General features: G+C 66.2%; 23 protein-coding genes, 2 tRNA genes and 1 pseudogene. 11 read left to right on the top strand and 15 right to left on the bottom strand.

All coding sequences use genetic code 11. From position 1 onward, the window contains the following. Window positions 1-84 precede the first annotated feature (84 nt). Window positions 85-567, top strand: a complete 483-nt coding sequence (locus AB1I47_RS03415; protein WP_354682367.1) for a hypothetical protein — start codon at window positions 85-87, stop codon at window positions 565-567. Between the two features lie 19 nt (window positions 568-586). Here the strand turns inward: AB1I47_RS03415 and AB1I47_RS03410 are convergent, their stop codons facing one another. After that, window positions 587-1,849, bottom strand: coding sequence for a DUF445 domain-containing protein (locus tag AB1I47_RS03410; protein ID WP_354682366.1), 1,263 nt, complete (start codon window positions 1,847-1,849; stop codon window positions 587-589). A 189-nt stretch (window positions 1,850-2,038) separates the two neighbouring features. Between AB1I47_RS03410 and AB1I47_RS03405 the strand changes: the two genes are divergently transcribed. Next, complete coding sequence (locus AB1I47_RS03405; protein ID WP_354682365.1) at window positions 2,039-5,053, top strand: cation-translocating P-type ATPase; 3,015 nt, start codon at window positions 2,039-2,041, stop codon at window positions 5,051-5,053. On the opposite strand, the gene AB1I47_RS03400 is transcribed toward AB1I47_RS03405, so the two are convergent. From AB1I47_RS03400 to AB1I47_RS03390, 3 genes are all read right to left on the bottom strand, one after another. Then, on the bottom strand, window positions 5,034-5,414 hold the full coding sequence (locus tag AB1I47_RS03400) for an HMA2 domain-containing protein (RefSeq protein WP_354682364.1): 381 nt from the start codon (window positions 5,412-5,414) through the stop codon (window positions 5,034-5,036). The two genes, AB1I47_RS03405 and AB1I47_RS03400, sit on opposite strands and share 20 nt — an antisense overlap. A 91-nt stretch (window positions 5,415-5,505) precedes the next feature. Continuing rightward, window positions 5,506-5,997 (bottom strand): HMA2 domain-containing protein, encoded by a 492-nt coding sequence (locus tag AB1I47_RS03395; protein WP_354682363.1) that lies wholly within the window; start codon window positions 5,995-5,997, stop codon window positions 5,506-5,508. After that, window positions 5,994-6,332, bottom strand: a complete 339-nt coding sequence (locus tag AB1I47_RS03390) for a DUF5132 domain-containing protein (RefSeq protein ID WP_354682362.1) — start codon at window positions 6,330-6,332, stop codon at window positions 5,994-5,996. The genes AB1I47_RS03395 and AB1I47_RS03390 overlap by 4 nt, the downstream gene beginning before the upstream one ends. Before the next feature lie 159 nt (window positions 6,333-6,491). Between AB1I47_RS03390 and AB1I47_RS03385 the strand changes: the two genes are divergently transcribed. Then, the gene (locus AB1I47_RS03385; protein ID WP_354682361.1) at window positions 6,492-6,833 is read left to right on the top strand and encodes a hypothetical protein; all 342 of its coding nucleotides are present in this window, start codon (window positions 6,492-6,494) and stop codon (window positions 6,831-6,833) included. 30 nt (window positions 6,834-6,863) lie between these two features. Then, window positions 6,864-7,100 carry a DUF6985 domain-containing protein gene (locus tag AB1I47_RS03380; RefSeq protein ID WP_354682360.1) on the top strand — a complete coding sequence of 79 codons (237 nt, stop codon included), beginning with the start codon at window positions 6,864-6,866 and terminating at the stop codon, window positions 7,098-7,100. Window positions 7,101-7,164: 64 nt separating this feature from the next. On the opposite strand, the gene AB1I47_RS03375 is transcribed toward AB1I47_RS03380, so the two are convergent. From AB1I47_RS03375 to AB1I47_RS03360, 4 genes are all read right to left on the bottom strand, one after another. Beyond that, on the bottom strand, window positions 7,165-8,709 hold the full coding sequence (locus AB1I47_RS03375) for a M20/M25/M40 family metallo-hydrolase (RefSeq protein WP_354682359.1): 1,545 nt from the start codon (window positions 8,707-8,709) through the stop codon (window positions 7,165-7,167). After that, the gene (locus AB1I47_RS03370; protein ID WP_354682358.1) at window positions 8,706-9,125 is read right to left on the bottom strand and encodes a DUF1801 domain-containing protein; all 420 of its coding nucleotides are present in this window, start codon (window positions 9,123-9,125) and stop codon (window positions 8,706-8,708) included. The genes AB1I47_RS03375 and AB1I47_RS03370 overlap by 4 nt, the downstream gene beginning before the upstream one ends. Window positions 9,126-9,207: 82 nt before the next feature. Then, a complete protein-coding gene (locus AB1I47_RS03365) occupies window positions 9,208-10,092 on the bottom strand; it encodes a metal-dependent hydrolase (protein ID WP_354682357.1) in 885 nt (294 codons plus the stop codon). Between the two features lie 144 nt (window positions 10,093-10,236). Then, on the bottom strand, window positions 10,237-11,793 hold the full coding sequence (locus AB1I47_RS03360; protein WP_354682356.1) for a serine hydrolase: 1,557 nt from the start codon (window positions 11,791-11,793) through the stop codon (window positions 10,237-10,239). A 361-nt stretch (window positions 11,794-12,154) separates the two neighbouring features. Between AB1I47_RS03360 and AB1I47_RS03355 the strand changes: the two genes are divergently transcribed. After that, the gene (locus AB1I47_RS03355; RefSeq protein ID WP_354682355.1) at window positions 12,155-12,367 is read left to right on the top strand and encodes a DUF1484 family protein; all 213 of its coding nucleotides are present in this window, start codon (window positions 12,155-12,157) and stop codon (window positions 12,365-12,367) included. Between the two features lie 61 nt (window positions 12,368-12,428). Here the strand turns inward: AB1I47_RS03355 and AB1I47_RS03350 are convergent. The 6 genes and pseudogenes from AB1I47_RS03350 to AB1I47_RS03325 form a co-directional block, all read right to left on the bottom strand. Beyond that, window positions 12,429-12,515: transfer RNA gene (locus tag AB1I47_RS03350), tRNA-Leu, on the bottom strand. Between the two features lie 250 nt (window positions 12,516-12,765). Beyond that, window positions 12,766-12,852: transfer RNA gene (locus tag AB1I47_RS03345), tRNA-Leu, on the bottom strand. 125 nt (window positions 12,853-12,977) lie between these two features. Further along, window positions 12,978-13,319 (bottom strand): annotated as a pseudogene (locus AB1I47_RS03340) (RNA-guided endonuclease InsQ/TnpB family protein); the annotation flags it as partial. A 28-nt stretch (window positions 13,320-13,347) separates the two neighbouring features. After that, window positions 13,348-13,668 carry a type II toxin-antitoxin system PemK/MazF family toxin gene (locus tag AB1I47_RS03335; RefSeq protein ID WP_354682354.1) on the bottom strand — a complete coding sequence of 107 codons (321 nt, stop codon included), beginning with the start codon at window positions 13,666-13,668 and terminating at the stop codon, window positions 13,348-13,350. After that, window positions 13,662-13,910 carry an AbrB/MazE/SpoVT family DNA-binding domain-containing protein gene (locus AB1I47_RS03330; protein ID WP_354682353.1) on the bottom strand — a complete coding sequence of 83 codons (249 nt, stop codon included), beginning with the start codon at window positions 13,908-13,910 and terminating at the stop codon, window positions 13,662-13,664. The genes AB1I47_RS03335 and AB1I47_RS03330 overlap by 7 nt, the downstream gene beginning before the upstream one ends. A gap of 155 nt (window positions 13,911-14,065) precedes the next feature. After that, a complete protein-coding gene (locus tag AB1I47_RS03325; RefSeq protein ID WP_354682352.1) occupies window positions 14,066-14,473 on the bottom strand; it encodes a VOC family protein in 408 nt (135 codons plus the stop codon). 365 nt (window positions 14,474-14,838) lie between these two features. On the opposite strand from AB1I47_RS03325, the gene AB1I47_RS03320 reads away from it, so the two are divergent. After that, window positions 14,839-15,309, top strand: a complete 471-nt coding sequence (locus tag AB1I47_RS03320) for an SRPBCC family protein (RefSeq protein ID WP_354682351.1) — start codon at window positions 14,839-14,841, stop codon at window positions 15,307-15,309. Beyond that, window positions 15,306-16,787, top strand: a complete 1,482-nt coding sequence (locus tag AB1I47_RS03315) for a DHA2 family efflux MFS transporter permease subunit (protein WP_354682350.1) — start codon at window positions 15,306-15,308, stop codon at window positions 16,785-16,787. Before AB1I47_RS03320 ends, AB1I47_RS03315 begins: the two co-directional genes overlap by 4 nt. A gap of 55 nt (window positions 16,788-16,842) precedes the next feature. On the opposite strand, the gene AB1I47_RS03310 is transcribed toward AB1I47_RS03315, so the two are convergent. Further along, window positions 16,843-17,112, bottom strand: a complete 270-nt coding sequence (locus AB1I47_RS03310) for an acyl-CoA-binding protein (protein WP_354682349.1) — start codon at window positions 17,110-17,112, stop codon at window positions 16,843-16,845. 129 nt (window positions 17,113-17,241) lie between these two features. Here AB1I47_RS03310 and tsaB point away from each other — a divergent pair, with 129 nt between their 5' ends. The 4 genes from tsaB to AB1I47_RS03290 are packed head-to-tail and all read left to right on the top strand — an operon-like array spanning window position 17,242 to window position 20,561. Beyond that, the gene (gene tsaB / locus AB1I47_RS03305) at window positions 17,242-18,015 is read left to right on the top strand and encodes a tRNA (adenosine(37)-N6)-threonylcarbamoyltransferase complex dimerization subunit type 1 TsaB (protein WP_354682348.1); all 774 of its coding nucleotides are present in this window, start codon (window positions 17,242-17,244) and stop codon (window positions 18,013-18,015) included. Then, a complete protein-coding gene (gene rimI / locus AB1I47_RS03300) occupies window positions 18,012-18,572 on the top strand; it encodes a ribosomal protein S18-alanine N-acetyltransferase (protein WP_354682347.1) in 561 nt (186 codons plus the stop codon). The genes tsaB and rimI overlap by 4 nt, the downstream gene beginning before the upstream one ends. Then, the gene (locus AB1I47_RS03295; RefSeq protein WP_354682346.1) at window positions 18,569-19,444 is read left to right on the top strand and encodes a uracil-DNA glycosylase; all 876 of its coding nucleotides are present in this window, start codon (window positions 18,569-18,571) and stop codon (window positions 19,442-19,444) included. Before rimI ends, AB1I47_RS03295 begins: the two co-directional genes overlap by 4 nt. Next, entirely contained in the window at window positions 19,419-20,561 is a 1,143-nt protein-coding gene (locus AB1I47_RS03290) for a DUF1853 family protein (protein WP_354682345.1), read from the top strand. Before AB1I47_RS03295 ends, AB1I47_RS03290 begins: the two co-directional genes overlap by 26 nt. The last annotated feature ends 45 nt before the right edge of the window (window positions 20,562-20,606 follow it).

Genomic DNA, 20,606 nt, shown 5'->3' with positions numbered 1-20,606 from the left:
TTGCGCCCATGCGCACATGGTGCAGCCGATGCACGCGCGTTGGCTGCCCATTCGATCGCTACGTTTGCGACATAGGAGGTTGCCATGGCACGTCGAGACAAGGACACAGATGAGGAAAAGCTGACCGGCACGGAAGACGCGGAAGCGACGGAAGGCTGGGAAGGGGTGGATCGGGGCGTGACGACCGAGACAGGCATGCGCCGTGCCCGCTATGGCTTGCGAGAGCCGGCGCGCGTCGCGGCGGATGAATTCGGCGGACCGATCATCGGTTTCGTGCGGGACACGCTGAGCGGCACGCTGCGCGCCACCGGTTTGGTGGCAAACGACGCGGTCGAGGTTGTGCGGGATGTGCTGACAGGTGCCGTGCACGCGACGGAAGAAGTGGGCTCTGAAGCGCTGGGAACGGTCGGCACGCTCGGAACGGGCGTCGTTTCGGTAGCGCGCGACATTATCTCCACTGGCGTGGGCGGTGTGCGCCAGGTGGCCGGTTCCGCGGCGACGGGACGGACGCCGATGCGCGCCGAGGAAGAGCGCCAGACAACGAAGGAGCCGGCCGTCACGGCGTGATGCTGCCGAAGCTGAGTACTCAAGGGAAGACTTTTAGCGCGTGAAGCGCCAGACCAACGAGGCCGCCGATCAACGTGCCATTGATGCGCACGAACTGCAGATCCCTGCCGACCTCGACCTCGATCTTGCGGGTAACGGTTGCGGTGTCCCAACGCCGCACCGTGTCCGCAATCAGTTCCGCCAGTTCGTGCCGCTGGGCGGTAATAGTGGTGGCGAGCGTATAGCGCGCCCGTTCATTGACCCGGGCCTGCAGTGCCTGGTCCTGCAGCGCATCGTGTGCCCATTGCGAGATGATGGCGCGCAGGCGGGCCCTGACGAGGGAGTCCGGCGACTGTGTGTCGGCGCGCAGCATCTGCGTCAACTCGGCCAACAGGTTGCTGATGCCGCCTGCGAATGCAGGATGCGCGAGCATCTCCTCGCGCAGTTTCTCCCACTGTGTCAGGAACGCCGGCGCTTCGGCCATCGCCATGATCCATCCATGCGCCACTTCGGTAAAGCGGGCGCGCCATGGATGGTCCGGCATGTCGCGCACCTCTGCGAGCGCTTCGTCCATGACCCGGATCAGTGAATCCGAGATTTTCTCGTCCAGCGACACGCGTTGCCAGAGCCAGCCGGTGCCTTCGCGCACGCGCTGGCGTATCACGTCCTTGTTCAGGTGAAGCAACTGCACCTGCTCTTCGAACAGCCGCGTAATAATTTTGTCATAGTCGATACCCTTCGCTATCTGCGTCAGCGCTGCCGTTGCAAGCGGTGCCAGTTCGACGCCGCGTATGCGCTCCGCCAGCGTCTCGCGTGCCAGGTTTTCGAGGTCTTTGCCGCCGGCCTTGGCCAGAAGGTCGGGCGCCAGCTCTGCCAGGTAGTCTGCAATCTGCGCAGTCTGCGCCGGCCTGCCGATCCAGCGTATGAAAGCGCCGGCGAGGTCGAACTCGGCAAGCTTGGCGGACACCACTTCCTTGGACATGAAGTTCGCTTCGAAGAATGCGCCGAGGTTGCGGCCAATGCGATCCTTGTTGCGCGGAATGATCGCGGTGTGCGGCAAGGGCAGCCCGATCGGATGACGAAACAGCGCGGTGACCGCGAACCAGTCGGCGATGCCGCCCGCCATGCCGGCCTCGGCGAATGCGCGCAGAAATCCGATCGCAGGATGCACATCTTCAAACCGGCGTGCGATGAGGAACAGCGCGACCATGCCGATCAGCAGACCGGTCGCGGCCAGTTTCATGCGCCGCAGGTCGCGCGATTTCGCGTCCGCGGACGCGGCTGAGGCGGCTGGCAATTCCATGGCTTTGTCCTATTCTTCCAGTTTTACGGGGGCATGAGCGTGAGCTTGCAACAGCGTTTTTCCACTGCCCTTTCGCAAGCGACGCCGCGCGGGTCCGAGCGTGGCAACGGCGACGCTGCGCCGGTCGTTCCCTTGCATACGGTGCGCGGCCGTGCGCGATTGCATGTGTCGCGACTGTATCGCGATGACGTGGCTTGCGCAGCCCTCGCGCAACAATTGGGCAAGGCGGCCGGCATTCTCCATGTCGAGGCCAACGCCTGGACCGGCAACATCGTCGTGCGGTTCGACCCCGCGTATCCGCTGGAAGCCATTATCGCCTGCATCGACGGCCATGGCGGCGATGTGAGCGAGGGCGCGCCGGCGAGCCGCGCGTGCGGTGGCAATGGACCTGTAGTACGTCTTGATTTCGGCGCGCGCGTCGGCCATGCGCATGCAGCCGCCCCGTCAGCCACTACCAGGGCTGGCGCGACGCAGGCCGGCCTCGCGGGGCGGCCATGGCACGCCGTCGACGCCAGGGAGGCCTTGCTGGCAATGGGCTCGTCCATGGAGCGGGGCCTGTCACATCGCACCGCGCAGCGCCGCCTGCTGTTCCACGGTCCGAATCAACTCGACCCGCCCCGGCTGCGCTCAGCCTTGGAGATGTTCGTCGCGCAGTTCAAGAGCCTGCCGGTGGCGTTGCTTGCCGGCTCGGCCATCGTGTCGATCGCCACAGGTGGCCTCGCCGATGCACTGGTGATCGCCAGCGTGGTGCTGATCAATGGCGCGATCGGTTACGCCACGGAGTCACAAGCCGAGCGCGCGATCCATGCGCTTGACGACATGACGCAACGCCAGGCGATGGTGCTGCGCGATGCGGAGCTGCATCGCGTGGATGCGCGCGAGGTTGTCGTCGGCGACATTCTCGTCCTCACGGCGGGCGTTTATGTCGGCGCCGATGCGCGCCTGGTCGACGCGCGCCAGTTGAGTGCCGACGAGTCGCCCATGACAGGCGAGAGCCTTCCCGCGCAGAAATCGCCGAAGCGCCTGCGCGAGCGCGACGTACCGCTGGCCGAGCGCACCTGCATGGTGTACATGGGCACCACCGTCGTCAGCGGCAGCGGGCTCGCCGTGGTCGTCGCGGTGGGCAGGGCGACGGAGCTGGGCATGGTCCAGATGCTGGTCGGGTCGACCCGGCCGCCCGCGACGCCGATGCAACGGCAGCTCCAGCACTTCGGCAACCAGACCGTGCGCCTCGCCACTGCCATGTGCGCACTGGTCTTTGTCATCGGCATGCTGCGCGGGCTCGGGCTGGGTGCGATGTTCAAGACATCGGTCTCGCTTGCCGTGGCCGCGGTGCCCGAGGGGCTGCCCACCGTGGCGACGACCACGCTGGCGCTTGGCATCCGCCGCATGCGGCGGCAGAACGTGCTGGTGCGCCGGCTCGACGCGGTGGAAACGCTTGGCGCCGTCCATACCGTGTGCTTCGACAAGACCGGTACGCTGACCGTAAACCGTATGCGGGTACTCGCCATGCACGCGGCGATGCAGCGTAGCGCCGTGGTGGATGGCAGGCTTTATGCTCCGGACGGGCGCATCGAGCCCCATGCGCATGATGCGGTGCTGCGCCTGCTGCATGTCGCCGTGCTTTGCAATGAAGCGCGGCTCGATGGCGGCCCGGACCGCTTCCAGCTCAATGGCTCGTCGACGGAACTTGCGCTGGTCGAACTGGCGCTTGCCGCTTCAGTCGAGGTCGATGCCGTGCGCACGCGGCATCCTTTGCTCGAGGTCGCGTACCGCGCCGATGAGCGCAACTATATGGCCACGCTGCATGGCGGCGAGGGCGGAGCGAGACTGCTGGCGGTGAAGGGCAATCCCGCCGAGGTGCTGGCGCTCTGCAGCGAGCATGCGGACGATGGACATCGGCTGCCGCTCACCGAATCGGACCGCGAATCGATTCTCGCGGCCAACCATGAGATGGGTGCGGAGGGCCTGCGCCTGCTCGGCTTTGCCTATGCCACAGGGGACGGCACGCTCGACATCGACGCGCGCCCGCTGTGCTGGCTGGGCATGCTCGGTCTGGCGGATCCCATTCGCCATGGCGCGCAGCAACTGATCGACCTGTTCCGCCACGCCGGCATCAAGACCGCGATCATCACCGGCGACCAGGCCGTGACCGCGCATGCGGTGGGCAAGACGTTGGGGATGGGCAACAATGGCAATGGCGGACCAGAGGTGGTCGAAGCGAGCCATATCGCCGGCATGCAGCCGGATGAGTTCGCCCGGTTGGCGCAGCGCGTCGATATCTTTGCGCGCGTGAGCGCGGCCAACAAGCTGCAGATCGTCCAGGGGCTGCAGCGCGGCGGGCAGGTGGTGGCGATGGTGGGCGACGGCATCAACGACGGTCCGGCGCTGAAGGCTGCCGACATCAGCGTGGCGATGGGACGCCACAGCACGGACCTGGCACGCGAGGTCGCGGATGTGGTGCTGGAGGACGACGAGCTGCAGACGCTGGCGGTGGCAATCAGCCAGGGTCGCGCCATCTACAGCAATATCCGCAAGTCCGTCCACTTCCTGGTTTCAACCAACCTCAGCGAAATCGTGGTGATGCTGGCTGCCGTAGGCGCTGGCGTGGGACAGCCGCTGACGCCGATGCAGCTGCTGTGGATCAACCTGCTGAGCGATGTGTTTCCGGCGCTTGCGCTGGCGGTGGAGCCGCCAGAGCCGGATGTACTGCTGATGCCGCCGCGGGATGCCAGCGAGCCGATCGTGGGCCGCGCGGATATGGCGCGCTTCGGCATGGAGGCGCTCGCCATCGGCGGTGGGGCCATGGCCGCTCATGCGTTGGCGGCGGCACGCCATGGCGCCGGTCCGGCCGCTGGCACGGTGTCGTTCATGACGCTGACGCTGGGCCAGCTGCTGCATGCTTACAATTGCCGGACCGATAGCCGCAGCAAAACGGGGAGCGCGCCAGCACAGCGCAATCGCTATCTCGACCTGGCGGTTGGCGGCGGGATGGCATTGCAAGTGCTGGCCGGCCTGATCCCAGGCCTGCGCAGCATGCTTGGCGTGGGACCGGTCGATGCGCTGGATATCGCTACCATCGCAGCGGGCGCGGCGGCGCCGTACTGGATCCATGGCGCGACGCGGCGGCGCCGCTCAGCGTCCGTAAAACGAGTCGCAGGCCGCCAGAACGGTGGCTCGCAGACTAGATCAGCGCCGCGATAACCGCCACGGCGCAACGCTCGACGAGCGCGTCGACTGCCTTCTTGGCGATGGCGTCGGCCAGCGACGCCGACCGCTCGCTCGTTGCCACCGAGGTCCGCGCCGGGGCCGCCAGGGTCATGCCTGCCGTGACATAACCGTCGGCGCGCAGGGCGGCGACGATCTGCTCGCCGGTGGTCAGCCGGGGATAGAAGCGGATGACGATACTGCCCGTCAGGGTGTTGGCGCACGCGTCGCGCACGCCGGGAAGCGCAGTGACCGACCGCTCGATACGGCGCGCCGTGTCATCGTTGCGCTTCATCGCCGGCAGCTTCAGACGAAGGCGTCCGGGCACATGGTGGATTCTGGCGAACTGCTCTTGCATGATGGTAGCGCTTCTTCAGCGCATCTTGCCGGCCATGCCGGCGTCGTGCGCTATTGAACCGCTGCCATGTGACGGTCTGATGAAGTTTTGCTTATGGTATCGAAGGTGGTTCGGGCCGGTTCCCGGGACGCTGGCGCCAGGTGTCGTAGGCGTACCATAGCAGCGAGATCGCGGGGACCATGACCTGGCTTCGCAGCGTCTGCAGGACACCCAGGCTGGCCAGTGACGCGCTCAGCATGCCGGCGCGCCGGTCCGATGGACTCATCGGCTCGGCGGAGTACAACCGTGGCGCCGATGCGGAAAGCTGCCGCGCGACGATGCGCGATTTCGACGCGGTGCGGTCTAGCCGCAGCCTGAACAATTCCTGCTGCAAAGCATACGAGGCGACCGCATCGTCGCTGGTCGAATGAATGATCAGCACACTCGCTGTCACGGGATTGACACTGACTTCATCCACGCCGCTGCATTCGGAAAGGCGCCGCACGACGTCATCGAAGTAGGCAGCGTCGTGCCGCCGCGTCGGTACCTTGACCCGCAATCGACCCGGCAGCGCATGGGATAGCTGCGCATCTTCAGGCTTCATGTGCTTTGCCCCGACATGGGAGGACGGCCGGCTTCGGGGAATGTCTCGGTAGCGACATCACTCTCTGCCCTGGTCTCGGCGAACGTCGCGGACCGAGGTGTCTCCAGTTCGGAGCGCGCCTCCGCGACCAGGTCTTCGAAGACCTCGGTCATTTCGGCCGCCGCCTCGCGGCCTCTGTCAAACAGGATCACGCCGGTCTTGATCGCGGATTTCGCGACCGGCTTGGCAACGGTGGCCAGCACCGGAAGCACTACCGGAGCCAATACCACGACTCCGACGCCGACCAGCAGACCAGCGAGTAGATTGCCCTTAAGGAAGTCATCGACGCCGTTCATGACATGCCCTCCCAAAGGAAACCATTATAGGCAGGAAAAAATGGGCCAGAGCTTCCGGGCAATGGAATCGGCGAGCGCGGGATGCCCCGTGCATAGTGGCTTCTCGAGGCTTCAGTGCACTACAATCGACTCTCCTGCTGGCCGCCTCCGGAGACCTCCATGACTCAAGATCCAGAGTTCCAACGCAAAAGCCCCACCGACCACGACCTCACGCTTCGCGACGAGGCCATCCGCTGGATGGCGGAGCTGCCTGAGAAGGTCCGGCCCATCGAACTCGGGCGCCAGTTCCCACGCATCGTCAATACCATTGCCGCCAAGTGGTTCGATGCAGTCGACTGCCGGCGCTACCTGAACAACCTGCAGTTTGACGACCGTGGCGGCCGCCATGGTTTTTCGTTCGAGATCGTGCAGGAGATCAGTATGCTGCGCCAACACTTTGACGAGATCTATCCGCCCGACAGCGATATCTGGCAGAAGGCCTTCGACGTTGACAAGCGTTGACCGGGTCGCACCCCGCCTGACGATGCGTTCTTGCTGCCCGAGCGCTGGGACGAGACCACGCTGCTGTCGCTGGTTCGGCTCAACAGCATCAATGTGCATCCAGTCGCCGGCGCGCCTTATCTGGGACTGGACTTCAGGTGCGCCTGGGACGACGAGCACGGCTACGGACTAATGATGGCGGGCACCGAGGTCGTGGAAATCGGCGGTGCCGATGTTGCGGCACTGTCCTGGATCGCCGACAGGCACGCGGCCAGCCGGGCTTCCTGAGGCGGGGGCTTGCGACATTGCATGCCAATGTCTCGCATCACCATGCGCTAGTTGATAGCCCGCTTCAGAACGGCTGGGTCAGCAGCCCATAGACGGTTCGCACGCCACTGACATAGTTACCCAGCCGCAGGTTCTCGTTCGCCGCGTGCTGGTTGTTGTCGGCGTTGACCAGCGGAAGGATGACGAACGGCACATGGAGCACCTCGACGATCTTGGCGGTCGGGACGGTGCCGCCCATCATCCGGATGCGTACCGGTTCCGGGCTGGTGCCGAAGCTGTCCGCAAGCGCCTGGTAGGCCCACTTGCCAACCGCGGAGTCGATCGGAGAACCGGCCGCGTCGGCGCCTTCGCTCTGGTAGCTGAAGCTGGCGAGCTTGTCGTAGCGGGCGCGCTCCGCGTCGGTCGGCGTGCCCGCCACCAGGTGGTAGCCCTGCCTGACGATATGTTGCTCGATCAGCTTGCCAAGGTAGGCGGCATCCGATTCGGGCGTGGTGCGCAGATCGAGTTCGGCCTCGGCCTTGTCGGGGACGATATTGGCCACCTTGTCGCCAATCGCGGCCGAGCCCATGCCGCGCACGTTCAGCGACGGGTATTGCATCGCTTCCTGGTAGTTGGCACCGACCTTGTCGGCCTGCGCGATGCCCAGGCGCCGCCTGAGCGCCCCCTCGTCGTCGGGCACCGCCGCCATGACCTTGCGTTCGGCCTCGCCGATCCGGACCTTGTCGTAGTAGCCGGGAATCGTCACCCGGCCGCTGTCGTCCTTCATCGTGGCAAGCAAGTTGGCAAGCCGTTGCGCCGGATTGGGCGCGTAGTTGCCGTAGTGGCCGCTGTGCAGCGGCACCCGGGCGCCGAACACAGTCAGTTTGGCCCGCGCTGCGCCGCGGTTGCCAAAGATCAGGGTGGGGCGGTTCGTCGCATGCATGGGGCCGTCGTGGATCACCATCGCATCGCAGGCAAGCAGCTCGCGATGGGCCTGCATGACCTTGCCAATGGAGGGCGAGCCCTTTTCCTCCTCGCTGTCGAGGATCACCTTGACGTTGACCGCCGGCTGGCCGCCTGCCGCCTTTAACGCATCGATGGCGGTCAGCAGCATCATGATCGGTCCCTTGTCATCTGCCGATGAGCGGCCGAACACGCGCCACTCCGGATCCACCGGCCCGCTAAACAGGCGCGCGGCATCGATCTCCTCCCAATCGCCGTTGGCGGCCTTGCGCTTGAGCACCGGCGTCCAGGGACTCTTCTGCGCCCACTGTGAAGCAATCACCGGCTGGCCGTCCAGGTGCATGTAGAACAGCACGGTCTTGCGTGCGGGATCCTTGCCCGGGAATTCCGCGTACAGCATCGGCTTGCCATCGTTGGCCAGTTGCCGCGTGGCAAAGCCGCGCTTGCGGAACGCCTGTTCGAGCCAGTCGACGTTGCGGCGAATATCCGCTGGCACCACCGCATCATTGGGCATGGCCAGCAACTCGAAATACTCGCGGTAGCTGGCTTGTGCCTGGCGTTGCGCCAGCTCGGGCGCGAGGGTGGCGGCGTGCGCCATGCCGGCGCCGAGGGACGACACGGCGATCAGCGACGTCAGCGGTCGCTTCCAGACGTTCAATAGCTTCATGCCTCTTTGTTTGGTTGTACTTTCGTTCGAGTCCCCGCGGCCGCCTTCTGCTTTGCCTTGCCCTGATTGAATGCAATAGCGGCGCGGATCAGTTTCTTCAGTGCGCGCTCATTGATCTTGTCGCCCTCGAAGAAATCAATCGCGCGCCTCGCGTTGCCTTCAAGGCCCGCGTTGAAGAGCTTGTCAGGGTCGGGGAGACTTGCCCCGTAGGCGAAGGTCAGCTTGACCTTTCCTTTGTGGGCGTTGGCGACGGCGATGATGCCGTCGCGATACCACACCGGGCTTCCCATCCACTTCCATTCCTCGACGATTTCGGGGTCGGCGGCAAGGATGGTCTTGCGCAGACTGGCGAAGGTCTTGCCACGCCAGTCCGTGATACCTGCGATGAGTTCGTCAATCCGTTCCGATGGATGCATTGGCTGTCTGTTTGTCGAATTCTGCAGCGGTTACGTCTGACTGGTGGCATTGTCCCTGGCTTGCCAGCGCCATCGGAGCCAATCAGAAATCCACTTTCTCACCCGGCTGAGGCACGATCACGCGTGTCGCCGCGCCGCTACCCAACGCCGCCGTAAACTCCGCGGGCGTCCCGCGCGCTTGGGGCGAAGTCTGATAGTGGATCGGGATCGCGAAACGCGGCCGGATCATGTCGCGCACCGCAATCGCGGCATCCTGCGGCCCCATCGTGAAATAGCCGCCGATCGGGATCAGCACGAGGTCAGGCTTGTAGAGCTCGCCGATCAAGCGCATATCGCCGAACAGTCCCGTATCGCCCATGTGCCAGATCCTGAAGCCGTTCTCCAGCTCGATGATGTAGCCCACCGGCTCGCCGCCGTAGTGGGTTTCATCCTTGCCGGTGGCGGGGTTCTTGAACACCAGTTCGGACGAATGCTCGGCATGCACGGCGGTGATCTTGGGGCCGGTGGGGCCGAAGGGCATCACGGTGCCGGTCTTGCCGAAGCGCTGGGCCTGCGTCGCGGGCACCAAGCCGAGGCTGATGAGGGCCTGGCCCAGGCCGCCGCCGTTGTAGATCGGCGCGTTGTTCAGCTTGGCCAGCGCGGGCGCGTCGCCGAGGTGATCGCCGTGGGCGTGTGTCACCAGGATCAGGTCGACCTTGCCCAGCGCCTGGAGTTGCTTGAAGCCTGGCGGGGTCTTGGGATTATTGATCAGCCACGGATCGATGACGATGACCTTGCCGCCGGGCGTGGTGATGCGCGTGGCGGACTGGCCGAGCCACAAGACTTCGGTCTTGCCGGCGGTGGCTGGGATGGTCGGGGTGGTCACTGTGGGCACCTGCGTGACCGCGGTGGGCGTTGGCGGGGGCGTGCCGCAGGCGGCGAGCGTGGCAACGGCGGCGGTGAGAACCACTGAGCGGAGTCTGGTCATGATCGTCCTTCCGGTAGGCGAGTCACTTCTCAAACCGATCCAACCCGACGAGGCGGGGGGGGCGATGTGCAGTATCGGCAGCGTCGGCGGCAGTGTCAACTCGGCACTACCCGTGCCCGCCTGGGTGAAAGCGCTTGCTTCGCGTCAGCGCATCAACACGCCGAGCCCTTCATGATCGTAATACTCGAGCCAGACCCGGTCGCTGGCGAATGCCGCGCGCGAGATCGTGCCCGGCGACGCGTTCTCGTTGTGGAGCGTCAATGTAAAGACATCTCCGTCCCAGTGGGTCAGTGGCAAGGTCAGCGGGGTCGCGCCGAGTGTCAGCACCAGCGTGCCGCCCTGGTCGGTGACTTGCAGCGGGCCGTAGTAGTCGTTCTGGTAGGTGCCGGTGTATGCGGACAGTGCGCGCGCCGGCAGTGGATTGGCGGGCCGCGGCTGGCCGACCAGCCGGCCCTCCGGCGCCAGCAGCGGCGCGAAGGCGTCGCCAAAGATCGCGCCCCAGTCGCGGCGGATGGCGCCGTATTGGACCAGGTCGAAAAACTGCGCGTTGAGGGTTTCGGGGATGCCGATGGGGTAGCCGTTGGTCAGCGTCACGATGGCGAGGTTCAGCGACGGCACCGCGGTAAAGCTGGTGGCCGCGCCGACCGCGAAGGCGCCGGAGTGGTTGAGCGAAGTCAGGCCGAGCTCGGTCGTGCCGACATTGAAGCCATAGCCGTAGTAGCCGGGCGGGCGGCCGTTGGCAGGCGGGCTGCTTTGCATCTGCTGGCTCAGCGCGGGCTCGAGCGCGGCGGCATCGACAATGCGTTGGCCGGCGAATTCGCCTTTGCCCAGCAGCATGATCAGCCATTTGGCCAGGTCGTTGACGGACGAGCTGACGCCGCCCGCGGGCGACTGCGCATCCGGCATGGTGCCCATGCCTTGCACCCAACTGCCGTTGACTTTCACATGACCGAGTGCGTGGTTGTCGCGCGCGGCGAAGTCGGCGTAGCGCGAGCTGGTGCGGGTCATGCCCAGCGGCTGGTAGATGGCCTGTTCCGACAGCGTGGCCCAGTCGATGCCCGCGGCGGTGGCCACCGCTTCGGCCGCGGCGGTCATGCCGAAGTTGGTGTAGTCGTAGACCGCGCGGAACGGATGCAGCGGCAGGTAGCGCAGCCGCGTCAGCACTTGACGGCGGTCGTAGCCCATGTCTTCGAGACGGTCGCCGGCATGGTCCGGCAGGCCGGAGCGGTGGGCGTACATGTCGCCGATGGTGACGGCCTCGGTGACGTGGGCTTCGGAGAGGGCGAACCAGGGCAGATGCTGGCGTACCGTCGTGTCCCAGCTTATGGCGCCGCGGCCGACCTGGCGCGCCACTACCGTTGCGCCGATCGGCTTGGAGACGGAGGCAAGCTGGAACACGGTGTCGGCGTCGACGGGCGCGGGATCGCTCACCAGTCGGCGGCCAAAGCCCCTGGCGTAAATGATTTGCTTGCCGCGCACCGCGGCAACGGCCATGCCGGGCACGCCGGAGCTTGCCATCAGGTTGGCGGCGAGCGTATCGAGCTGGGCGATGGCCTGGGTGATCTGTGCTTCCGGAACGGGATCGGGACGGGGCGGCGGCTTGGGCGGGTCGTCATCGCCGCCGCAGGCGGGCAGGGCAGGGACCAGCAGGCCGCTCAGCGCGGCTCCCAGGAAACGGCGACGCTCTTGCAGTTTGCCCACGGCAGTTCTCCCGACAGGCGGCGCGGCCGCGCCATTCGATAGGACTACTGTAGGCGATGAGGGCGGGGGGTGAATGCGAAGGGTCTTATCGACGCGTGGTTGCTCGAACGTGAAACTGGAAGCCTCACCGAGGGGTTCGGTGGGCGGGTGTGACAACCCGAAAGAGCATCCGAAAAATCGATCTCGTTCTTTTCGAGGTCGCGTGCAAGCTGTTTCTTTGGCGGGCCGGGCGGGGCAGCCGCAAGGCTGGCCGGGTCTCTCTTCGGATGTTCCCCGGTTGTCACCCCCGTTGTCAGGCCCGCCGCCCTTCCATTTCGAGTGGGCAAGTGGGTTTCTCTAGTCGGAGTAAAACGCTATGCCAATGCGCAGCTATAACACCACAGACGTCCTGAATATCGTCCCGGCCGGAACGGTGGAATCTCTAGAGCAAGTCAGCGCCGGAATGAGCGCCATCCTGTCCTTGCTCGAAATCGAAAGCCAGCATTCGGAGTCGGCTAACGACGTCCGTTGCCTGCTGGTGATGGTGAAGACTCAGTTGGATCAGGCAATGTCCCAGCTCTGCGCGGCGGCTTAAACAGCCAATGGCGCAAAAACAAAAAGCCCGCACTTCCGTGCGGGCTTTTCGCTCAAAACTCTGGTGCCCAGGAGAGGACTCGAACCTCCACAGTGTTGCCACCGCTAGGACCTGAACCTAGTGCGTCTACCAATTCCGCCACCTGGGCAAGGTGAGCGCCGCATTCTACAGGGCGCGACGGAATTTGCAAGCGTGCCGTGCACATAGCCTTCAGTCTCTGTTCAGCGGCCGAGCGCGAAATTGATGCGTGACATGCATGCGAGTTGCTGCCATTCGAGGAACTGGACCTCGTCGGTCCGCTGCCGGCCAAATTGCATGTGCCGACGCAGTAAGCCTTTTTTGAAACGTTGCAAAACAAAAAAGCCCGCACTTCCGTGCAGGCTTTTCGCTTAAAACTCTGGTGCCCAGGAGAGGACTCGAACCTCCACAGTGTTGCCACCGCTAGGACCTGAACCTAGTGCGTCTACCAATTCCGCCACCTGGGCAAGGTGAGCGCCGCATTTTACAGAAGGCGGCGGAATTTGCAAGCGCTTCTGGCGGGCTTATCGGACCATCAGAACGACGGCACCATCGCGCCCTTGTACTGGGCCTTCTTGACATCCTCCCCTCCCTAAAGGGAGGAGATTCCCTCTGCAGGCGACCGATGTCCCGATCGGGCAAGGATATTTAGCGCAGCGTTCACATCGCGATCATGTACGGCACCGCATTCACTGCATACCCACTGCCTTATTCCAAGGTCTGCGATACCTTTCGGCCTCTGCGGCGGCATCGCGTCGCACGAAGAGCAAACCTGGGTGGTGAAACGTTCGTCGACTTCCTCATACCACGCGCCATGCGCAATCGCCTTGTACGCGAGCATTGTGCGGAAGGACGACCAGCCCGCATCGAGGACGGACTTCGCCATGCTGGTCCTGGCGAGGCCGGCGGCGTTCACATTCCCCACCGCAATGTAGTGCATTAAATGCCTTTGCGATTTTGGCTCAGTCCGCAAAGACTTCGCGCAGCGTGCGCAGGGTCTCCAGCATCGTCTTTTCATTCAGGCCGCCGGCCCGCTTGAGCAGCCGTGACTTGTCCACGGTACGCACCTGGTCAAGCAGGATCACGCCGGTCTTGCGCTGGAACGTCACCGAGATGCGAAACGGAGCCGGACGACTGCCGGTAGTCATTGGCGCCACGGTAACGGTGCGCAAGTAGTCGTGCATTTCCGGTGGTGAAATGACGACGCATGGACGGGTCTTCTCGATCTCGCTGCCGACAGTGGGGTCCAGCGCAACCAGCCAGACATCGCCCCGCGCTACCATTTCAGCGCCGCATCGTCGGGGTTGGGGAAGTCGCCCAGCACGAGGTTGTCGACACCGGCAGCGGCGATGGCCTGGCTGGCTTCTGCCCAGCCTTGCCGGGGTGCAATCTTTGGGCGCCGGATGACCAGCGCGTCGTTCTCGATTTCCATTTCCACTTCGTCCTCCAGACCTAGCTGCAACAGGATTGCCTTGGGGATCAATACCCCTTGGGAGTTGCCCATCTTTCGGATTGTCGCTTTCATTCCTCGTCCCCTCATCGGTTGCGTGCACTTTTCGTGGCAGCACAATGTTATAACGACGAACGTTTGGAGGATAGATCAAGCGCGATACTGCATAGAAATGTGACATCCTGGGCTGGTCCTGGACAGGCGACATATCCGAAAGCCGGTGCGCCTCGTCAGCTGGCCACCGCGCCGTATCCCTCCCCCTTCCACTCAATAAAACAAAGCCCATGCCCGAACGGGTCCGACAGCGTCGCCTGCCGCCCCCATTCAAAATCCTGCGGCCAGTCCTCGATCTCGGCGCCGGCCTCCAGCGCGCGTTCGATGGCCTGTTCGAGGTTGGGCACGACAAAGTCGAGGTGGACCGGCGTCCAGTGGCGGCGGTAGTCGCGCCGGGTGCCCGAGCGGGTGGTGGGGCGGCTGCCGGCGGGCTTGGCGAGCAGGTAGATTGGCGTGGTGCCGCCGAGCATTTCCGCGACGGTGCCGTCGAACAGCTTGCGGTGCAGCCTGAGGCCTAGCCCCTGCTCGTAAAAGCCGATGCCGCGCGGCAGGTCGTCCACGTCGATATTGATCAGCAACTCCATGACAACCTCCTGGCGGCGTTCTGTGTGTGAGCGGGCGCATTGTGCGCCGGGGCCCTGACAATTCCTGTCAGGAGTGATGTTTCAGCCGGCCGGCAGGCACGGTGGCCGAGGCACCGGGTCAGCGCTCCAGCAGCCGGCGCACGACCGGCCGCAGCGCGTCGCCCAGCGCCAGGTGAGCCTCGGCGTCCAGGTGCACGCCATCCACTTCCCTGCTCCGGATCACGGTGCCCGCGTAGGCGGCAATGAGGCGGTAATCAAGGACTGACGCCGGCCGTGTCGGAAATGTTGCAGCGCGCAGACAAAAAGGTCTTCCGAACACGCGAAGACTTCATAATATCGATTCATTGCAGACAGGGAGAAAGAAGTTGCGTTTCGAGCACTTGGTTGAGATCAACGATCCAGGCAATCCTCAACTGGATCCGCTCACGCCTGACCAGCTTTGGCAAGGGCTGGTGCTGCGCGCCGAGTCGCCCGAACTGTTCGTGCTGGGACTGGACCGCGCCGAGGTGACCGGCCGCGGCGACAACTGGATCGATCGGGTGCTGCATTTTGGCGCGGCGTCCGTCCATGACCGCGTGGTGTTCGAGCCGCGGCGGCAGGTGCGCTATGAAACGGCGGCCACCGCCGAGCACGCCGGCGGCTCGCTGACCATGATGATCGAGACCCCGGGCCCGGGCGCGCTGCTGCTGCGCTTTGTCTACAACACCACCATGCCGGCGGTCGATGCCAGCGGCGACGACCGCTACGCAGAGATCGTCAAGTCGGCCTATCACGAGTCCGACCTCGACACCGTCCGCAAGATCCGCGAGATCGCCGACACCGGGCGGCTGGGGTGAACCGCGGCCCCGCCCCGCCGGAGGGTTCCGGCCAGCCGTCGGGCGGACTGACCCGGCAGGCTCTGCGTGCGCGCTACGGCGACCGCCTGCGCTGGCTGGTGCTGGTGACGCTGATGCTGGGCACCATGTCATCGATCGTCTCGTCCACCATCATCAACGTTGCCATCCCGGACCTGAGCCGGCACTTCGTGCTGGGGCAGGAGCGCGCGCAATGGGTGGCGGCCAGCTTCATGATCGCGATGACGCTGTCGATGCTGCTGACGCCGTGGCTGCTGAACCGCTACGGGCTGCGCCGCACCTTTCTTGGCGCCTTGCTGCTGCTGGGCGCGGGCGGCCTCTTCGGCGGCTTCTCGCCGACCTATGGCGTGATGATCGCGATGCGCGTGGCCGAGGGCGTGGCCGCGGGCATCATGCAGCCGCTGCCCAATATCCTGATCCTGCGCGTATTCGAAGAGCGTGAGCAGGGCAAGGCGATCAGCATGTTCGGCTTTGGCGTGGTGCTGGCGCCGGCGCTGGGGCCGAGCCTGGGTGGTTTCCTGGTTGAGGCCTTTGGCTGGCGCTCGATCTTTTTCGTGGTGGTGCCGCTGACGCTGATCGGGGTGGCCATGGCGCGCCGCTTCATGGCGGTGGACTCGATCATGATGGGCGAGCGCGAGCCGCTGGACTGGCGCGGCCTGGGACTGGCCGGCATCGCCACGGTCAGCCTGCTCAACGGCGTGGTGGAGATGCGCGACAGCGTGCCCGCGGGACTGGCGCTGGCAGGGTTTGGCGTGCTGATGCTGGCGGCGTTCGTGCTGTGGCAGCTGCGCGCCGCGCATCCGCTGATGAATATGCGGCTGTACAGCTACCGGCAGTTCGCGGCCGGCGCGGTGGTGGCGTTTATCTACGGCGCGGGGCTGTTCGGCTCGACTTATTTGCTGCCGGTCTATATGCAGATGGCGCTGGAATACACGCCATCGCGGGCGGGCCTGGTGCTGCTGCCGGCGGGCATCGTGCTGGCGCTGACCATCGCGGTGGCGGGGCGCTTCACGCACCGGATCGCGCCGCATGTGCAGGTGTCGGTGGGGCTGGCGCTGCTGGCATTGTCGTTCCTGCTGATGGCGCTGGGCTCGCGCTCCACGCCGTACCTGCTGCTGGTGGCGCTGGCGGTGCTGGGGCGGATCGGGCTGGGCTGCATCTTGCCGTCGCTGACGCTGGGGGCGATGCGCGGCGTGGATTTCTCGCTGATCGCGCAAGGCTCGAGCTGCATCAATTTCCTGCGTCAGCTGGGCGGGGCGATCGGCGTGAGCCTGGCGGGCGTGGGCCTGGAGTGGCGGCTGGCGCAGCACGGTGCGGTGCTGGGCCAGGCGGGCGATGCGGCGCTGCAGTCGGCGCGCATCCGGGCCTTCGATGAAACCTTCCTGGCGGTGGGGATCGTGATTGCCAGCGCGATGTTAGCGGCGTGGCGGATAAGGCCAAGGCCGGCCCCTGCGGACTGAGGCCGGTGGTGAAGATGGCCGTGGAGCGCACCGGCGCCCCATGGCCATGCACCGATCAGCTTGCGGTGCCGTTGCGCAGTTCCTCCACCAGCGCGATGTACTGCTCCATCGCCTGTTCGCGCGCGGTGCCGCGCAGCGCTTCCCAGGCCTCGAACTTGTAGCGGCCGACAAAGTCGGTCAGGCCCGGCTTGTCGCCGTGGGCGTCGCCTTCGCTGCCTTGCTTGAACAGCGCGTACAGGCGCAGCAGGGTCATATTGCTGGGGCGCTCGCTCAGTTGCTTGACGTCGATCTGGGCCTGGTCGAAGCGTGCCTGCAGGTCGCTCATGGGGGTTCCTCCGTATGTTCTGGCTGATTGCGAAAATGCACTTCGATGATAGCCGCGCCAGCGTGTCCCACCGTCCGTATAAAACCGAAGAAGGCCTCGATTCCGGGCGCCAGCGGATACAATCGCGCCATGTCCTGGATTCTTGCTGTTGAAACTTCTACGGAGTGGTGCTCGGTCGCGCTCGGACGTGCCGTCGCGGGTGCCGGGATCGAGTGCCTGGTGCGTCATGAGCACACCGGCGCACGCTCGTCCGCACGCGTGCTGCCGGCCGCCGGCGAACTGCTGGCCGAGGCCGGCATCGCGCTGGCCGATTGCGCCGCGATTGCCTTTGGCGCCGGCCCGGGATCGTTTACCGGCCTGCGCACCGCGTGTGGCGTGGCGCAGGGGCTGGCTTTCGGCGCTGAACTGCCGGTCGTTCCCGTCAATACGCTGATGGCCTGTGCCGAGCGGGTGCGCGAAGCCGGGTTGCCGGCCGATACCGCAGTGCTGGTGGCGCTGGATGCGCGCATGGATGAGGCCTATTCCAGTGCCTTCCGCTGGGATGCCGCCGCGAACGAATGGGTCGAACTGACGCCGATGCAGGTCGGGGCGCCGGAAACCCTGGCACTGCCCGAAAGCGAGTTCTGGCTCGCCGGCAATGCATCCGCCGTTTTCGGCGAACGCCTGGCAGGCATCGCGCGCGCCTCGCGCGTGCTGCCGGAGGCGATGCCGCATGCGCAGCCGATGGTCGCCATCGCGCTGCGCGCACTGGCTCGCGGCGAAGCCATCGACGCCGAGCAGGCCATGCCGATCTATTTGCGCGACAAGGTCGCCCAGACCATCGCCGAACGCGAAGCTGCTGCGGCGGCGCGTGTCGACCGTGTCGACCGTGTCGACACTAAGGCGGCCGGGAGCGAACCATGAGCGCCGCCTATCCATTGGAAGACCGCAACGACTGGCCCACCGTGCCGGTCATGCCGCCGCTGCCGGATGGCTGGGCGCTGGGCCGGATGAGCGCGCTTGACCTGGAGGCGGTGGCCGGCATCGAGGCACGCGCCTACAGCCATCCGTGGACGCGCGGCAATTTCGAGAACTCGGTCAAGGCCGGGCATCTCGGGCTGACGCTGCGCGACCCGTCGGGCACGCTGGTGGCCTATGCGGTGCTGATGCCGGTGGTCGACGAGATGCACCTGCTCAATATCACCGTCGAGCCCCGGCGCCAGCGCCAGGGGGTGGGGCGGCTGATGCTGGCGATCGTGCTGGCCACTTCGCACGCGCACCGCATCCGCACCATGCTGCTGGAAGTGCGGCCGTCCAATACCGGGGCGATCGCGCTGTACCAGGCGGCGGGGTTTATCGAGATCGGGCGCCGCAAGGGCTATTACCCGGCCGCCGGCCGCGCGCGCGAAGACGCGCTGGTGTTGCGCCGTAGCTGGCCGGAGACGGCCGCCGCCAACGAAGGCGCGGAGGGCCGCGCATGAGCCGCCGCGCACAGTTCCTGGAGGTGCTGGGAATCCCGGCGGAGTGGGTGCCGCGCGAGCGCAAGGGCGCCGGGCAGCAGCCCGTGGCCGAGGTTGCCGAGTTTGTGGAGGCGGTCACCGCGACGGTGGTCGCCGAAACCCCGCCCGTCGTCGAGGCGGCCGTCGCTGAGCTGGCCGAAACCGCCGCACCGACACCGCCGGCCGAGATGCCCGTCACCGTTGCCAGGACCCCGGCGACGCCATCGCTGGTGCCGGCAGGCCCGGAGCCAGGTTCGGCGCAGGCCGGCCGCGAAGCCGCCATCGCCGCGATGGCATGGCCGGAACTGGATGCCGCCGTTGCCGGCTGCACCGCCTGCGGCCTGTGCCAGACGCGCACCAATACCGTATTCGGCGTCGGCGACCGCCAGGCCGAATGGATGCTGGTGGGCGAGGCCCCCGGCGAGAACGAGGACCAGCAGGGCGAACCCTTCGTCGGCCAGGCCGGCAAGCTGCTCGACAATATGCTGGGTTCGCTCGGGCTGGCACGCGGGCGCAACGTGTTTATCGCCAACGTGCTCAAGTGCCGCCCGCCGGGCAACCGCAATCCGGAGCCGGACGAGGTCGCGCAATGCGAGCCCTTCCTGCGCCGCCAGATCGCGCTGGTGAAGCCCAGGGTGATCGTGGTGCTGGGCCGCTTCGCGGCGCAGTCGCTGCTGCGCACCACCACGCCGATCGGCAAGCTGCGCGGCACCGTGCATACCTACGAGGGCATTCCGGTGGTGGTGACCTACCACCCGGCCTATCTGCTGCGAACCCTGACCGACAAGGCGCGCGCCTGGGAAGACCTGTGCCTGGCGCGCGAGGTGCATGATCGTGCGGGAGCTGGGGCCTGATCTCGCGCTGAACCGCGGCGGCGACGGCAACTTGCCGTCGGGCCCGCCGCTGTGGCGCCGCGCCGCCTCCGCGCGCACACGCGACGTGGCCTGGACCACGCTGTCGCCGCCGCTGCTGGCGGCGGTGCCGGGCGCCGCTCCGGCACGCTGGCCGGCCGGAACGCTGGCCGCCTGGCGCCACTGGCTGGAAACGGCCGATCCCGCCACGCTGCCCGCCACCATCGACGAACTGGCCGACGGCCATCCGTTTTCCGTCGACGATGCCAACCACGATCCCGCCACCCGCAGCCTGCGGCTGGGCCGCCATGCCGAGCGGCTGCTGCACTTCGCGCTGCGCCATATGCGGGGTCTGTCGCTGCTGGCCGCCAACGTGCCGGTGCGGCGCGCGGGGCGGCAGGGCATCCGCACGCTGGGCGAGCTGGATTTCGTCTGGCGCGACGAGGGGTCGGGCGAGGTGGTCCACTGGGAGATGGCGGCCAAGTTCTACCTGATGGCGCAAGGCCAGGGTGAGGGGTCGCGGCTGCAGGACTTTGTCGGCCCGAACCTGGTCGACCGGCTCGGCGACAAGCTGGGCCATATCGTCCATCGCCAGCTTCCGCTCGGGCGCACGCTCGAAGCGCAGGGGCTGCTCGGCCATGCGATCGACCGCAGCGAGGTCTACCTGCTGGGCTGGCTGTTCTACCGCGACGGGCAGGTGCCGGCGGGGCTGGACGCGCTCGGCATCGCGCCGGATCACCTGCACGGGTGGTGGTCGTCGCTGGACGGATGGATGGCGCGTGCCGCGGCCCGGCCGGGCTCGCGCTGGTGCCGGCTGCCGCGCTCGGGCTGGCTGTCGGGAGCGTTCGTGCCCGAGGGCGGCACGGAGGATGTCGGCGCGCTGCATGCGGCGCTGGCGCAGCGTTTTGCCGATCCGCGCCATGACCACGGCTGGCGGCGCGAATCGCCGGTGATGCTGTGCGAACTGGAGCCCGCGGGGGCGCAGGCGCCGGGCTGGTGGCGCGAATGCTCGCGTGGGTTCGTGGTGCCGCCGGGGTGGGAGGAAAGGGCGCTGGAGCGGGCGGCGGAGCCGGCGAGGCCGGGGCCCGTGGCAAATGAGGCGCCTGGTCAGACAGACTGAGCCGTGCGGGCCGGGGAATGCGTAGCGTCCGCAAAGCCGCTGGGT

The sequence above is a fragment of the Cupriavidus necator genome, from assembly GCF_040578825.1.
GTDB lineage: Bacteria > Pseudomonadota > Gammaproteobacteria > Burkholderiales > Burkholderiaceae > Cupriavidus > Cupriavidus necator_E.
This window is presented reverse-complemented; position numbering and strand designations above follow the sequence as displayed.